We start from the raw sequence: 14,833 nt of genomic DNA on the forward strand, positions 1-14,833 counted from the left end.
GGCTTTGCTGTCGATCCACCATTTGTTGTTTAAAACCTGACTACTCATGACAATGAAAAAATATCTGCCCATTTTGCTGACCGTGTTCTTCCTGGGCTGTTCCGATTCAAAGGAAAAAACCGAGCCGGAACCAGTTGAGGATGGGAAGGACCGCAAAGCCATGCTGACGCATCTTGCCGACAACATTATCATTCCTTCATACGACAATTTCCAGGGTAAGTTTGATGCCATGGTAACCAAGTCCAATGCATTCATCGCCAAACCGGACGCCTCCACGCTTACAGATTTCCGCGCAGCCTGGGCCGACGCCTACACAGAATGGCAAAAGGTCGAGCTGTTTGATTTCGGACCGGGAGAAAAGCATACGATCCGTAATTTCTTTAACATTTACCCAGCCAGCGAACAAGGCATCGTCGCAAACATCGCAAATCCGGCTGCCAGCCTGGAAACACCGGATTCCTACCCCCGCCAGGGATTTCCTGCGCTTGATTATCTGATCAACGGCATCGGTGCAACCGACGCAGCCATTGTTGCCCAATACACAACAGCGCCAGGTGCCGCCGCTAAACTCGCTTACATCAAGCGCGTTACCGATCGCATGGACAGCATTCTAGATAAAGTTACCAGTGAATGGAAAGGTGCGTATAAAGAAACATTCGTTACCAAAACAGGACTCGATATCGGCTCTTCAACTTCCTTGCTGGTCAATGGTTATGTACTTCATTACGAGCGTTATATTCGTTCCGGGAAGTTTGGAATTCCTTCGGGAGCCATGCTCAATGGCATTGCCGCGCCTGAAAAAGTGGAAGCATTCTATAAAAAAGATATTTCCCTGGCACTAGCCAAAACAGCGCACCAGGCTTATGTCGATTTTTTCAATGGAAAAAGTGTAAAAGCGGACGGAACCGGGCCGTCTTTAAAAACTTATCTGGATGCATTAGGTGCCAAAGACAGCGGCACAGGCAAACCCCTTACCGAGCTGCTTAATGCACAATTTGATGCAAGCAAATCCAAGCTCAATGCTTTGAAACCGAACTTATACGAAGAGGTAAAAACCAATAATCAGGTAATGAAGGACACTTATACCGAAATGCAAAAGGCAGTTCGTATGCTGAAAGTGGACATGACCTCGGCCATGAGCATTACCATCACCTACACCGATAACGACGGCGACTAAACGCATCAGTCATGCGGGCATATTTCAACCGATATTCTCCGGCTGCAACGCTGGCCTTATTCCGGGTCATTTTCGGCATTATGCTCTTTTTGAGCATTTGCCGTTTTTGGGCAAAAGGCTGGATCAGCGACTTGTATATTTTACCAAAATTCCATTTTCCCTTTTTCGGCTTCGAATTCATCCGGCCGTTGGGAGAATGGACTTATGTTTTGTTCGGGGTTTGCGCCGTGGCTTCCCTGCTGGTTGCTGCCGGGCTGTTTTACAGGTTATCGGCCATTATGCTCTTCCTATCTTTCACTTACATTGAGCTGATGGACAAAAGCACTTACCTGAACCACTACTATTTTGTGAGTATGGTAAGTTTTATGCTGATTTTCCTGCCTGCACACGCATCATTCTCTTTTGACGCTTACCGAAACAAAAAGTTACTGGCCGACCAGCTGCCCAGCTGGTGCATAGACAGCATCCGGCTACTGGTGTGCATCATTTATTTTTACGCAGGACTGGCAAAGCTCAACAGCGACTGGCTTTTACACGCATTACCATTGAAAATCTGGCTTCCTGCGCAGAATGATCTGCCCGTGATCGGTGGTTTATTTAATTACAAATGGACGCCCTACCTGTTCAGCTGGGCTGGCTGCGTTTATGATCTGAGTATTGGATTTTTGCTTTGGAACAAAAAAACGCGTCCCTATGCATTCATTTCCGTGATCATTTTTCATTTATTAACGGCCATTCTGTTTCCGATCGGCATGTTTCCATACATTATGATCGTGACTGCGTTCGTTTTTTTTCCGGGAGAAATGCACCAGAAAATCATCGACGCTATTAGTTTTGCTTTAAATCTGCCGATCCGATTTATCAGGCCAAAGCGCTCGTACATTGTTTTAGGCATTGCCAAACCCTTATTACTGACCGTTTTTGCACTGTTTTTTATATTCCAAATCACCTTTCCGTTCCGCTATCTGATGTATTCCGATGAGCTTTTCTGGACGGAGGAAGGTTACCGGTTTTCCTGGCGGGTTATGCTGATGGAAAAAGCCGGTTACACGCAATTCACGGTTATAGACGCCTCAGGCAAGAAACAAATCGTCAATAATAACGACTTCCTGACGCGTTTGCAGGAAAAAATGATGTCCACCCAGCCCGATATGATCCTGCAATACGCACACATGCTCCGCGACCATTACGCCGCGGCGGGTTTCCAAACGCCACAGGTCTATGTGGATTCCTATGTGGCGCTTAATGGCAGATTAGGCAAGCCGATGATCGATCCGGCGGTGGACCTGGCCAAACAAACAGATTCTTTCCAACACAAATCCTGGATTATTCCTTTCAATGATGAGATCAAAGGGCTTTAACATTATCATTTTTTTACTGGCCCTTTCATGTGTCGCCCATGCGCAATCGCGCACTTCCGACAAAAAAACGCCAAAACCGGACAGTGCTGCCGCCACTTCCGGCATTTCCAGCGACCAGAATTTAAAGGAACTGACCGTCACCGAAAAAGCAACGGATTTCGGTTTCTCGCGCCTTCGCGGGGTTGAAAATATGGGCATTTATGAAGGCAAAAAATCCGAAGTCATTACGCCCGATCAGCTCGTTGCCAACCTTTCTACAAACAATGCGCGGCAAGTTTATTCACGGGTTGCAGGTCTTAATATCTGGGAAAATGACGGCGGCGGATTACAGCTGAGCATTGGTGGTCGCGGCCTGGATCCCAACCGGACCTCCAATTTCAATGTTCGCCAGAATGGCCACGACATCAGCGCGGACGCATTAGGTTATCCTGAAACTTACTACACCCCTCCTATTGAGGCCGTGGGCCGCATTCAAATTGTCCGTGGAGCGGCATCGCTGCAATATGGCACACAATTCGGCGGGCTGATCAATTTTGTGATGCGCAAGCCCGTAGCAGACAAAAAACTGGAAATTACTGCCCGGCAAAGCGTCGGGTCTTTTGGCTTCTATAACACATTCACCAGCGCCAGCGGCACGGTCGGAAAGCTGAGTTACTACACTTTTTTTCAATACAAAAAAGGCGACGGCTGGCGGGAGAATTCGCATTTTAAGAATAAAACAGCATACGCAGATATCGACTATAAAATTTCGGATAAAACGAGCATTGGTATTGATGTCACGCACATGGATTATCTTGCAAAGCAGCCGGGCGGCCTTTCTGATGCGATGTTTCTGCAAGATCCAAGGCAGACCAACCGTGAAAGAAACTGGTTCCAGGTTGGCTGGAACATGCTCGCCCTGCATTTTGACCAGAAATTAAGTGAAACCAGTGATTTCAATGTAAGGCTCTTCGGACTTTCGGCACACCGCTATTCACTGGGTTTCAGGCCAAACCGTGTTGCGACGATTGATGACAATAGCGAGCGCGATTTGATCAAGGGTAATTTTACGAACTGGGGCGCTGAGGCGCGTTATCTGAAAAGGTATTTTGTAGCCAAAAAACTGTCTGTACTGCTCGTGGGCGGGCGTTTCTATCATGGCTATAATCACAGTTTGCAGGGCGTAGGGACCAGTGCTAAGGATGCTGATTTCAATTTCGTCGAGCCAGAGCGCTTCATTACTTACGATTACCGCTTTCCAAACAGAAACGTATCGCTATTTGCAGAGAACATTTTTTATCTTTCCGACCGGCTCTCCATTACCCCGGGCGTAAGATTTGAGTATATAAAAACAACCGCAGATGGCTTTTATGGCAACATCTCACGCGATCTGGCGGGCAACATTATCAACATTACGCGCACGGAGGAAAATCGTAAAAACGGGCGTCAGTTTGTGCTGGCAGGTGTCGGTGTCAGCTATAAGCCACATTCAAATGTGGAGGTTTACGGAAATATTTCGCAAAACTACCGCTCGATCACATTCAGCGACATGCGCATTTCAAATCCTTCCTCCGTGATCGATCCGAACATGAAAGACGAAAAAGGTTACAGCATCGACCTCGGTTTCCGAAGCCACCAGACTGCATTTTTCAATTACGACGTCAGCCTTTTTTACCTCAACTATAACAACCGGATCGGAGAAGTGCAGTTTTACGACGAAAGCAACCGGGTTCTGAGGCTGCGCAGCAATGTGGGCCAGGCCATTATTACGGGTGTTGAATCGTATGCAGAAGCTGATTTTTTCAAACTAGCAAACCCGGAAGAAAAGGATTGGAGCACTGTGCTCTTTGCCAACATTGCTTTCATAAAATCGAAATATAAAAACAGCGAAATTCCTGGTGTTCAGGGCAATGAAGTTGAATTTGTTCCAAAAGTAAATTTAAAAACCGGTCTGAGAGTTGGATACAAAAAGCTGAAAGGTTCCTTCCAGCTAACACATCTGACCGACCAGTTTTCGGAAGCGACCAATGCCGTTGACGGAGGCGTTTCGTCCGTGGTAGGCATTATTCCAGCATACAAGATCATGGATCTCAGCCTCTCCTACGAGTGGAAGCGCCTGAAACTAGAAACCAGCATCAACAACCTCACCAATGAAATGTACTTCACCCGCCGCGCCACCGGCTACCCCGGCCCCGGCATCCTCCCCTCAGACGGAAGAGGTTATTATGTGACATTGCAGGTTAAGATTTAATTTGATGGTTAATGTGAAATGTAAAGAGGTTGCATTGCGTTTACGGATTAGTAAATTTGTTTTAGCTAACACAGGATACGATGTTTAATTACTTCCAATTAATCGACACCAAATCGTTACAGGAAAAAATATCGAAAGGTGGTTTTCCTTTCAGTAAATATCTGTTTTGGGACGCACCGATTGAGGCGATCGATATCGAAAAAAACCGAAAATATGTGGTAGAGCGGGTTGTTACCAGGGGATTTTTGGAAGATTTTTACATGCTAACCCAGATTTATAATCGCGAACAGATCATAGAAGCATTGAAAAAGAGTCGGGAACTTGATCCGAAAACAATCAATTTTTGTAGCCTCTATTTTAATATTCCTAAATCCGATCTGAATGCTTCATTATTCTACCGTTGATTTCGAGACCTACGAAATCTTAAAGAAAATATTCTCAATTGATTTAATTAAAAACCGTTTTGCACTTGCAGGTGGCACGTCACTTTCATTGCAACTGGGTCACCGGCATTCCATTGATCTGGACATTTTTTCGCCCGAAGTTTTCGATACACGCGATCTCGAACTGACTCTTTCATCAACTCCCTGTTTGAAATTTGAGATGATTAATCGCACAGAGCGAATGCTATTCAGTTATATCAACAATGTTAAATGTGACTTCGTAAATGAGCCGTCAACACTGCTGAATCCCTTTTTATCAGAAGACGACGTAAATTATTTTCATTTTGAAGACATTGCTGCCATGAAAATGCATACGGTTTGCGGCAGAGGAAAGAAAAAGGATTTTTTTGATATATATGTGCTGCTCGAAAATTATGGCTGGCAAGATATGTTAAAATGGTTCGCCTCGAAGTATGGCGAGTCTCAGTATTATTTTCTTTGGCGTAGCATTGCTTACTTTGAGGACGCAGAGGATGATGTTGACATTGTCGGATTTACCCCATATACCAAGGATTGGGAAGAGATAAAGTCATTTATTAAAGCGAAATGCGTTTAATTAATCCTCAAACTTCCCCAGAATGATCCCGAAATGAAAGCCCATGGCCAGGCTGGGCAGGAACTCACTTTCGTTGGGTGTGTCGTATTCGAACCAGCGGTCGGAGCGGGGGATTCTGGTGTTGGCGGGGATGTCGGTGATGGTTCGCACGCGGATGTTGCGGAAGCCTAATCCTGCGAAAAGATCAAGCGCTATCCGGCTGCTGAAATAGAACTGCATGCCGGCTTTGGCATGACCGGCATGCACCATGCGCCTGGTTTTGATAAGCGTATTTTCAAGATAATCACAATTGCCCCACGGTTGTTCACATTCCATTCCAACCCATTTATTATCCCTGTAAATCACTTTTTTCAATAGCAATTCACCAGCTATGTAGGGTTTCATGCGGCGTCTTGTCAGGTAATAGTAACGCAGCTGTGTCCTGCTTTTGAAGATTTCCTTATTGGGCCGGTCAACTCCCTGGCTGTACCACGTGTTCATAGCGGCAGGGCCATAGCCCAAATCCTGCTGCAAAGACATCCCTGTGGTGCCCAACGGAACTTCGACGCCGAATTGAACTGCATTATCAAAATCAACAAGTGATAAGGGCGCAAATTTTACGATCACATGCTTTTGGGCCGTTTCAGCATCTATCTGACCAAAAGAAGCGAGTCCTGACAAGCAGCAACCCACAAAAACAGCTAGAAATAACCTCATAGAACAGGGATTTTACTTAAAAATTCAATATTGTCCGCGTTGTCGTGCTTGTATTGAAAAAGGCCTTTTTCGCCAGTAACAATCAGATGTTTATCCCTGACAATGACATCGTAAGCGGGCAGATCTCCCATTGTCTCTTTAAAAACAGGCTTGGTAGGATCGGTGATATCCAGCACGGTAAGCCCGACGCTTCCCTCGCACACAAACAATCTGTTTCCCGAGACACCCAGGCCGTAAGGCGAGGTCATTCGCTGTGTGTGGACCATTTTCGGCGCGGCCGGGTCACTCACATCCACGACGTCAAGCGAGCTGACTGAATTTTGTGCCCGGCAAGTAACACCGCTGCGCAATGTTACATACGCGTATTTTCCCTGCACCACCACCGGATCGCATGATTGGATATGCTGAAATTTGCTCTCTAATACTGGGTTCCGCGGATCGGTGTTGTTGAAAATATACATGCCGTCCATGGCTCCTATATAAAGGTTGTCGCGGTAGGGAAATATGGTTTCTATCCCAACGCCCATATCCTTTTTTACCGCTTTGACCGGATTCGCTCCGTTTTCAATGTCATACACTTCGAGCGATTGCTTAGTAACGATGTACAACGTATTGCCTGTTATCGCAAACCGCGCCATCGAACCGCCGGAGCCTGTTTGCGGGTTCAATGCTGAATCGTTCCCGCCATCCTCGCAGCCGGTCAGGATCAGCACTAATCCAAGAATAGCGAGTCCTGCAAATATAAATGGAGCAATTTTTTTCATGGTTAACTTTCGTTTTCTGCCTTTCACTTGAATATTCGGATATTTCAATGTTGCTTACCGGAAGCAATTAGGCCGCTTTGCCATCGGCACTTTTTCCCAACCTGTCACAATGCCTTTTTTACTTTCTACGCATTCAAAATATGCATTGCTGACAGGCGGATAGTCAGTCCCCGGAACAGCGTTGGGAATTGTCTTGGTAAGCTTGGGTGATTTTGGATTGCTAATGTCGAAAACGACCAGATTTGTTAGATTATCCGCATATAGAAACGTCCCTTTCGCTGCCATGTCGTAATTTCCGGCAATGGAAATGAAGGAGATGTTTTTCGGTTTTTTAGGATCCGAATTATCGACAACGTGAATGCCATGGCCGGATTCATTAATGAACAGATAATCGTCGAGCACATATATCTTCCCTGGTTTTGACAAAGGCTGTGCTGCGACAACCTCTACCCTGGCCGCATCTTCGGCGGAGCTGTACATGGGCCGGTAACCTGTGCCGTCGAAAGGAAATCGCTCGGAAGGATCATTGCTATCTGTGATGCACGAGGCGACGATGATAACAAGCAGGCATAGACGTAAAAGATTTTTCATAGTGCAGCCATTGGGTTTTGCCGTTTTTCTTTCAGACACAATGTTGCATAAGATAGTTGCAAGTAAAATACTGAATATTCAAACTTATCAAGCCATGAAACCAACCATTGCCGTATTACCGTTTGCAAACCTGAGCTACGATCCCGAAGAGGAGTATTTCAGCGACGGGGTTACCGAAGAGATCATCAATGTATTAAGCCGCGTTCCGGGCTTACAGGTTGCGGGAAGGACTTCGTCTTTCATTTTTAAGGGCCAGAACCAGGATCTGAAACACATTGGCGAGCAGCTCAACGTGGAGCACATTCTGGAAGGAAGCATCCGGAATTCGGGCGAAAAATTGCTGATCAATGTGCAGCTTATCCGTGCTGCAGACGGGGCCAGCATTTGGTCTGAGCATTATGACCGTGACTTGGACGACATTTTCGAGGTTCAGGACGAAATCACACTGGCCATCATGAATGCAATCAAAGTCCAGCTTCTGGGTGATGAACCCATTAGCACATTCAAACGATACACCAACAATAAAGCGGCTTACCAGCTCTATCTGCGCGGCCGTTTTTACCACAACAAGTTTGCCGGGCCGGACACATATCAGAAAGCCATCGGCTATTTTGAGTCAGCCATTGAACTGGACCCCACCTACTCGATCGCTTACTCCGGCATTGCGTCGTGTTATCTTAATATGTGGTTTTACCGGCACCTTCCTGCGGCTAAGGCGCTGCCGCTGATGAAGCATGCAGCCGAGCAGGCCCTTGCACTCGACGACGGCATTGCGGAAAGTTATCTTGCCATAGCGAGGATGCAAATGCTGCATGAGTGGGATTTCAAAAGCGCATCCGCCTCTTTTGCCAAAGCATTGGAACTGAACTGGAACGCAGCCGACCTTATCGGGCAGTACGCGCTCTATCTCGCACTGAGCGATCGTTATGAGGAGGCGCTGGAAAAAACGGCGCTGGCATTATCCCTCGAACCCTTTTCACTGATCAATAATTTTTACGCAGCGTATGTTTATTGGATTGCAGGAAATTTCGAAAAAGCCGTTGAACAGGGACAGAAGCTGGTGGCTCTGGAACCTTCATTCTGGGGCGGCCACCTGATCATTGGCCTCAACCTGATCACGCTCAGAAACTATCCTGAAGCACAGGAAGCGCTGGAAACGGCTTTGGAAATCAATTATAATGGCATTACGCTCAGTGCATGCGGTGTGTTGTTCGGATTGTCTAATGAAACGGAAAGTGCCCGCGATATCCTCACCCAAATGACCTCGCTGAGCAAAACACAGGTGGTTTCCAATTATGATATGGGCATTGTAAATGCTTCCATTGGCAATGTGAGCGAGGCCCTGGTTTATTTTCAGGCTGCTATTGACCATCATGAGCCGCCGATGCTGTTTTTCAAATTCATTGTCCGCGACTGGCTTTCCACCTCCGGCCAACAAGCACATTATCAGCTACTTATTGATCAGATTATCAAGTAATTAACTTCTTTGTAGTGCCACGGATGCACGAATGGGCACGAATGCGATTAGTGTCCATTCGTGCATCCGTGGCCTGTCCACCTCTCCCATCCCCCACACGCCGACCGTTTAATAAGTTCCGCCAAAAAGAACTCAGGGTGAACCGCTTAGCCGGTAGTAAAGTGCCCGGTTTTTTTACTTTTGCAATTTGTAAAACCCTAATCGGACCCTATGAAAAAACTTTTCAAAGTTATCGGAATCATCATTCTTCTTTTTGTTGTAGTGGCTGTTGCGGCTGCTTCCTATGTTACATTAGCACTTCCCAATGTCGGCGATGCGCCGGAACTTACAGTTGAAAGAACGCCTGCCAGAGTGGAACGCGGCAAGTATCTCGCCAATCATGTCACTGTCTGCATGGACTGCCATAGCACCCGCGATTGGAACCTGTTTGCTGGTCCGATTACAGGTGTGGATATGGGTAGCGGCGGCGAGATCTTCGACCAGAAACTGGGTTTCCCCGGCAAATTTATTTCGAAAAACATCACACCCTACGGCATAGGAAACTGGACTGACGGCGAACTTTTCCGTGCAATTACAACGGGCGTTAATAAAGATGGGAAAGCATTGTTTCCGGTTATGCCTTACCACGCTTATGGCAAAATGGACCCCGAAGATGTACATAGCATTATCGCATATTTGCGGACGTTGAGCCCCGTAAAAAAGGACATTCCGGCCTCCGAGCCCGACTTTCCGGTTTCAATTTTAATCAATACAATGCCAGCAAAAGCAGCGCCGGGCAAACGGCCTTCCGAAGATAATATTCTGGCAACAGGCGAATATCTGGTAACATCCGCATCCTGCGTGGATTGCCATAGCAAGCGGGAAAAAGGCAACATTGTGCCAGGCAGTGAATTTGGAGGAGGACAGGAATTTAAACTGCCATCCGGAACCGTCACTTCTCAAAATATCTCACCAGACGTTAAAACCGGGATCGGTTCGTGGAGTGAGGAAGCCTTTGTGAAGCGCTTCAAAATTTACAAGGACTCGAATTACGTAACCCCCAAAGTAGGCCCGAAAGATATGAACACCGTGATGCCCTGGGCAATGTATTCGGGCATTGAAGAAAAAGATTTGAGGGCGATGTATGCCTATCTGAGGACCCTCGAACCAAAAAATAACATGGTTACGAAGTTCGTTCCCAACTGATCCAAACCTGATTTCTCTTGTTTTGTAACTGCTCCTTTACCGCAAAATAAATTGGATATTGTTATAATAAGAAAAGATTGACGTCTGCTTAGGACGAAACATCCTGTTTATAAACAATGCTTATAATTGGATGTATATACTCAACGTTAAGAAAACGGGTCAGTTCTTCGGGATTGGCCCTTTTCGCTTATAATAACGTCTCGCTAAGCATCTAAGATTCGCTTTTTGTCATTGATTTTTTCGAAAAAAATTCTCCAATTAATTCTTTATTAATTCATAGTTAAGCAAAAATTATAGGTCGGGATCTAGATTTGGATTTTTCACTTATAAATCCTTACTATGAAAAAGCACTATTTACTGCTGTTACTGCTGAGCCTTTATGTTATTCCCGGCTATGCGCAGGTTACGCCTGTGGATGATTGCGAGGCGCTCACCGGCTGGGGCGGTGGCGGCAATGCGCTCAGCCTGGATAATGATGCCCCTGTTCAAGGCAACTTTTCCGTTAAATCCGAAGGCGGCAACACCGAACGTTTCAGGAAAAATTTTGCAACGCCTATCAACACCGGCATCGCAGCCAGCGACCTGAACATTGCTTATCTGCAATTCTCACTTTTCGTGTCTGACATTACCAAATTCAGCCCCTCCGAAGGACAGTTCGAGATCACCAGCTCAGGCAATCCCGACACGGACGAATACAGCTGGGGAACGGGCGGCGTAAACCTGCGAAATGGCTGGAACAATGTCGTGCTGCGGTTAAGCGCGGCAGGGAAATCGGGCAATCCGGATCTATCGGCAATTAATTTTTTCAGGTATTACAAATTTATCAATGCCGGAGAGTCTGTCGTCATCAAGATCGATAACATTCGTTTTACTAAGGGCTACGAAGGCAGTGAGCTGATCGGTGCAAAGATTTTCAGCGCTGCCGACAACCAGGCCGGGTGGTCGGGCACCAATTCCGTCACGGTCGACAATGCGAACAAAATCCTGGGAAGTGGCTCTCTCACCCGCACCGGATCGGGCCCGGACTGGTTTATTTTCCATGATTCACCATTCAATACGGCCGTAAGCGAAACCGGCGGGATTGTTAAATTCTGGCTCTACGTCTCGGATGTAAGCCCGCTCAGCGGGGCCGGCGACATTGTCTTCTCCTCTTCAGGGCAGGCGTCCGGCGACGCATACCGCTGGAACCTCGCTGCCCAGAAGATCCAGAATGGCTGGAACCACATTATTTTGCACCTGGCCGACGCCGCGAAGCAGGGAAATCCGAACCTGGCTGCCATTAATTATTTCCGCATTAACCAACCCTTAACAGGCAGCATCACGGCAAAGATCGATGAAATCGAGTTTTACGAACCTGCTTCGGCAACCACCGCTGACCCGGCAGACAATACGCTGAATGGTAAGGTAATGTTTGGCTATCAGGGCTGGTTTGGTGTGCCTACCGACGGATCGCCAACGCATAACTGGTGGCTGCACTGGTTTGGCGGAGCGCCGGAGCATGCAAATGCTACGGTGGATATGTGGCCATACATGGGTGATTATCCGCAAAATGAGCTGGTAGCAACAAATATGGTTTATGCCAACGGCTCTCCGGCCAAGCTGTTTACAAGCTATAACTACAATACGGTCGACGAGCATTTCAAATGGATGCAGGAACATGAGATCGATGGCGTGTTTCAGCAGCGCTTCCTGGACTACTTCCGCACGAGTGATACGCGCGTACACAGGCATTTTGACAAAGTGCTGGAAAATGTGCAGACTGCCAGCAACAAATACGGACGCGTTTATGCGATCATGTACGATTTGTCCGGAGGTGACGCTACTTCTACAGAGCAGGTTATAGCAGACTGGAAACGACTGGTGGATGAAATGGGCGTAACCTCCGAAAGCAACTATCTCTGGCATAAGGGCAGACCGCTCGTTGCATTATGGGGGATAGGCCTGGCGTCCAACCCCGAAGCAACCGCCGAACGCTCGGAAAAACTCGTGAAATGGTTCAAAGAAGGCGACCCGACCGACCCGACCGACGACCCAAAATACCGCGCAAATATCATGGGCGGGCTCAATAACAACTGGCGAGAGCATTCGGCGGCCTGGCTTGCTGTGTATGACAAGCTGGATGTGATCAGTCCGTGGTCGGTGGGAAGATACAGCAGCGAAAGTGGTGCCAATGAATTCGCTAACAACACAATACGGCCGGACATGGCCTATCTGGCGCCTAAGAGCATTGATTATATGCCCGTGATATTCCCTGGATTCTCGTGGTTCAATCTGCAAACTTTCCGCAATAATCCCGCCGGAGCCGTGAAGAATTCTATTCCCCGCAATGGCGGCAGTTTCCTATGGCAGCAGTCGCAGAATGTAATCAATGAAGGCGCCAGCATGGTTTATCTGGCCATGTTTGACGAAGTGGATGAAGCAACTTCCTTCTTTAAAATGGAAAAATTTTCGGACCACACACCCAAGGGAGGCGCGACTTGGTTCCTTTCACTGGACGCGGACGGTTATGACCTTACGCCCGACTGGTTTATGGCGCTGGGCGGCTATACTAAGAAAGTGCTGGCCGGAAAAGCCACCAACAGCCTGTCCGTTCCGCTGTATCCCAATGCGTTAACTACAAGTGCCGGCAGCCCGCTGCCCGTAACATTGATCAGTCTGAGCGCAAATGCAGAAGGGAACCTTACCAATCTCAAATGGCAGACTTCCCAGGAATCGAACAGTGCTTATTTTGAAATACAAAGAAGTGCGGATGCTAAAAATTTCCGCGAAGCCGGCCGCGTGAATGCGCAGGGCGATGCGGCCAAAAACACGGATTACCAGTTCCAGGACCCGAATTTATCGGCCGGACGCTATTACTACCGCCTAAAAATGACGGACCGCGATGGCACTTACGCATTCAGCAGCATTGTCACTTCCGAGATTACAAGCCGGGAAACGATCCGTATATTTCCAAATCCTACTGCTTCGTCGATGCGCATCGAGTCTGAAAGTAGAATATGGGAGGTTAAAATTATTGATTCTGCCGGTCGAAAAATGCAGTCGTATAAACCAGACACGCTGACTTTCGAATTGGATATTAGCAACTGGACGCCCGGCATTTACGTGATCCGGGTGAATGGTGCCGACCGGAAAATTGTAAAGATGTAGACAGGTTTGGCTTTGTTTTCCAATACTTGCTTTAAACGATCGCCTCATCAAACTTAGGCGCGCCGAAGCGCTTCAAGCTTTCAATGTGTGAGCTTACGGCTGTAAAAAAGGACTTGTTTTCGAGATAAGTGAGTCCAAATTCGCTGGCCGTTTGTTTAACGATGGGTGCAAGTTTTGGATAATGCACATGGCAAACTTTTGGAAACAAATGGTGTTCGATCTGAAAGTTCAGCCCGCAGATATACCAGCTCAGCAGCTTGTTCCTCGGTGAGAAATTAACTGTTGTTTCGTCGACATTATGAACATTGGTGTATGTATGGTGCAGAATATTATGTTGCAATTTCCAGTTCAGCACGCCCGCTCCTGCAAGATTAGTGGTGTAACTCATCCACTTGTTAATTGCTGCGTTCTTGGAAAAAGCGCCATGGTTCGCATCATGCATGACACTCATGCCGATTCCGGAAATGCCCATGCCCATGACAAGCCATAGCAGCATCGCGACCCAAACCGGAGGGTTGACTGCAATAGGCGCAATAAAAGGAAGGATGTACACGCCAGCAGCACAACAGTTTTGACAACCATTGTTTTATTAGCATAACGCGACTTGTGGTTTTGCTCAAAATATTGATCAACCCGTTTCTTCAGGGTCGGAAAGAACAGGCTTTTGTCAAGCGCAGCAAATCTGATTTTTTCAGGATGATTCATTGATGATGAAGTTAAACTCGTTTTCGGCTATTTGATAGACAACTATAAAACTTCCAAAAAGCGCGACCTGCTCATGCCCCGGCAAAACGAAATTGCCCGATATCTGATCCAGGGCCTTTCCACCAGCTTCATAGCCAAGAAAACCGGACTGCATATCTCCACCATCAGCACATTCAAAAGCGCTATTTTCCAAAAGTTGGGAATTGACAATGTTTTGAAGCTCAAACAGATCTTAGAGGCGGATGAAAACTGAGGTTGTTTACCAACTCACTTAACATCCAGACTTTACCAAAGCTGCCCTCATAAAGATATCTTACATCATAACTTGCGCAATGCGATCATACACGAACGCATGCAGGGATTTGTTTTGAGCAAGTTATGCATCCGGAACTCCGCCGGAAGAGTAAATTCGGCGGTCCAATTGATTATCTTGGTAATTAAATAAAACATTTTGCCCAAAAAATACCATGTCAACCGGGTAACTAAGGCAAAAGACTATGT

General features: G+C 47.0%; 13 protein-coding genes. 9 read left to right on the top strand and 4 right to left on the bottom strand.

What is annotated here, in order from left to right; all coding sequences use genetic code 11:
* The first annotated feature begins 46 nt into the window (after window positions 1-46).
* The 5 genes from LZG74_RS10495 (at window position 47) to LZG74_RS10515 (ending at window position 5,767) form a co-directional block, all read left to right on the top strand.
* Complete coding sequence (locus LZG74_RS10495) at window positions 47-1,177, top strand: imelysin family protein (protein WP_233796533.1); 1,131 nt, start codon at window positions 47-49, stop codon at window positions 1,175-1,177.
* An 11-nt stretch (window positions 1,178-1,188) separates the two neighbouring features.
* Entirely contained in the window at window positions 1,189-2,538 is a 1,350-nt protein-coding gene (locus LZG74_RS10500) for an HTTM domain-containing protein (RefSeq protein ID WP_233796534.1), read from the top strand.
* On the top strand, window positions 2,516-4,768 hold the full coding sequence (locus LZG74_RS10505) for a TonB-dependent receptor domain-containing protein (RefSeq protein ID WP_233796535.1): 2,253 nt from the start codon (window positions 2,516-2,518) through the stop codon (window positions 4,766-4,768). The genes LZG74_RS10500 and LZG74_RS10505 overlap by 23 nt, the downstream gene beginning before the upstream one ends.
* An 80-nt stretch (window positions 4,769-4,848) precedes the next feature.
* Window positions 4,849-5,172 (top strand): DUF6922 domain-containing protein, encoded by a 324-nt coding sequence (locus LZG74_RS10510; RefSeq protein WP_233796536.1) that lies wholly within the window; start codon window positions 4,849-4,851, stop codon window positions 5,170-5,172.
* Window positions 5,150-5,767: a nucleotidyl transferase AbiEii/AbiGii toxin family protein gene (locus LZG74_RS10515; RefSeq protein ID WP_233796537.1), complete on the top strand. Its 618-nt coding sequence runs from the start codon at window positions 5,150-5,152 to the stop codon at window positions 5,765-5,767. The genes LZG74_RS10510 and LZG74_RS10515 overlap by 23 nt, the downstream gene beginning before the upstream one ends.
* Here the strand turns inward: LZG74_RS10515 and LZG74_RS10520 are convergent, their stop codons facing one another.
* Genes LZG74_RS10520 through LZG74_RS10530 form a run of 3 tightly spaced genes read right to left on the bottom strand, consistent with a single transcriptional unit; the run spans window position 5,768 to window position 7,818 of the window.
* Entirely contained in the window at window positions 5,768-6,463 is a 696-nt protein-coding gene (locus LZG74_RS10520) for a hypothetical protein (protein ID WP_233796538.1), read from the bottom strand.
* Window positions 6,460-7,227 carry an LVIVD repeat-containing protein gene (locus tag LZG74_RS10525; RefSeq protein WP_233796539.1) on the bottom strand — a complete coding sequence of 256 codons (768 nt, stop codon included), beginning with the start codon at window positions 7,225-7,227 and terminating at the stop codon, window positions 6,460-6,462. The genes LZG74_RS10520 and LZG74_RS10525 overlap by 4 nt, the downstream gene beginning before the upstream one ends.
* 54 nt (window positions 7,228-7,281) lie before the next feature.
* The gene (locus tag LZG74_RS10530; protein ID WP_233796540.1) at window positions 7,282-7,818 is read right to left on the bottom strand and encodes a hypothetical protein; all 537 of its coding nucleotides are present in this window, start codon (window positions 7,816-7,818) and stop codon (window positions 7,282-7,284) included.
* Window positions 7,819-7,912: 94 nt separating this feature from the next.
* Here LZG74_RS10530 and LZG74_RS10535 point away from each other — a divergent pair, with 94 nt between their 5' ends.
* The 3 genes from LZG74_RS10535 to LZG74_RS10545 all read left to right on the top strand — a co-directional run bounded on the left by LZG74_RS10535 (window position 7,913) and on the right by LZG74_RS10545 (window position 13,627).
* On the top strand, window positions 7,913-9,295 hold the full coding sequence (locus LZG74_RS10535; RefSeq protein ID WP_233796541.1) for an AraC family transcriptional regulator: 1,383 nt from the start codon (window positions 7,913-7,915) through the stop codon (window positions 9,293-9,295).
* 210 nt (window positions 9,296-9,505) lie between these two features.
* Window positions 9,506-10,480 carry a c-type cytochrome gene (locus tag LZG74_RS10540; RefSeq protein WP_233796542.1) on the top strand — a complete coding sequence of 325 codons (975 nt, stop codon included), beginning with the start codon at window positions 9,506-9,508 and terminating at the stop codon, window positions 10,478-10,480.
* A 339-nt stretch (window positions 10,481-10,819) separates the two neighbouring features.
* Complete coding sequence (locus LZG74_RS10545; RefSeq protein WP_233796543.1) at window positions 10,820-13,627, top strand: T9SS type A sorting domain-containing protein; 2,808 nt, start codon at window positions 10,820-10,822, stop codon at window positions 13,625-13,627.
* 31 nt (window positions 13,628-13,658) lie between these two features.
* Here the strand turns inward: LZG74_RS10545 and LZG74_RS10550 are convergent, their stop codons facing one another.
* Window positions 13,659-14,180, bottom strand: coding sequence for a fatty acid desaturase (locus tag LZG74_RS10550; RefSeq protein ID WP_310589306.1), 522 nt, complete (start codon window positions 14,178-14,180; stop codon window positions 13,659-13,661).
* Between the two features lie 183 nt (window positions 14,181-14,363).
* On the opposite strand from LZG74_RS10550, the gene LZG74_RS10555 reads away from it, so the two are divergent.
* The gene (locus LZG74_RS10555) at window positions 14,364-14,585 is read left to right on the top strand and encodes a LuxR C-terminal-related transcriptional regulator (RefSeq protein ID WP_233796544.1); all 222 of its coding nucleotides are present in this window, start codon (window positions 14,364-14,366) and stop codon (window positions 14,583-14,585) included.
* Window positions 14,586-14,833: the final 248 nt, after the last annotated feature.

It is taken from the genome of Dyadobacter sp. CY327 (genome assembly GCF_021390415.1).
GTDB lineage: Bacteria > Bacteroidota > Bacteroidia > Cytophagales > Spirosomataceae > Dyadobacter > Dyadobacter chenhuakuii.

Bases quoted from the DNA above. Each gene is read 5' to 3' on its own strand.
- LZG74_RS10495 (WP_233796533.1), top strand. From the start codon at position 47: ATGACAATGAAAAAATATCTGCCCATTTTGCTGACCGTGTTCTTCCTG.
- LZG74_RS10500 (WP_233796534.1), top strand. From the start codon at position 1,189: ATGCGGGCATATTTCAACCGATATTCTCCGGCTGCAACGCTGGCCTTA.
- LZG74_RS10505 (WP_233796535.1), top strand. From the start codon at position 2,516: ATGATGAGATCAAAGGGCTTTAACATTATCATTTTTTTACTGGCCCTT.
- LZG74_RS10510 (WP_233796536.1), top strand. From the start codon at position 4,849: ATGTTTAATTACTTCCAATTAATCGACACCAAATCGTTACAGGAAAAA.
- LZG74_RS10515 (WP_233796537.1), top strand. From the start codon at position 5,150: ATGCTTCATTATTCTACCGTTGATTTCGAGACCTACGAAATCTTAAAG.
- LZG74_RS10520 (WP_233796538.1), bottom strand. From the start codon at position 6,463: ATGAGGTTATTTCTAGCTGTTTTTGTGGGTTGCTGCTTGTCAGGACTC.
- LZG74_RS10525 (WP_233796539.1), bottom strand. From the start codon at position 7,227: ATGAAAAAAATTGCTCCATTTATATTTGCAGGACTCGCTATTCTTGGA.
- LZG74_RS10530 (WP_233796540.1), bottom strand. From the start codon at position 7,818: ATGAAAAATCTTTTACGTCTATGCCTGCTTGTTATCATCGTCGCCTCG.
- LZG74_RS10535 (WP_233796541.1), top strand. From the start codon at position 7,913: ATGAAACCAACCATTGCCGTATTACCGTTTGCAAACCTGAGCTACGAT.
- LZG74_RS10540 (WP_233796542.1), top strand. From the start codon at position 9,506: ATGAAAAAACTTTTCAAAGTTATCGGAATCATCATTCTTCTTTTTGTT.
- LZG74_RS10545 (WP_233796543.1), top strand. From the start codon at position 10,820: ATGAAAAAGCACTATTTACTGCTGTTACTGCTGAGCCTTTATGTTATT.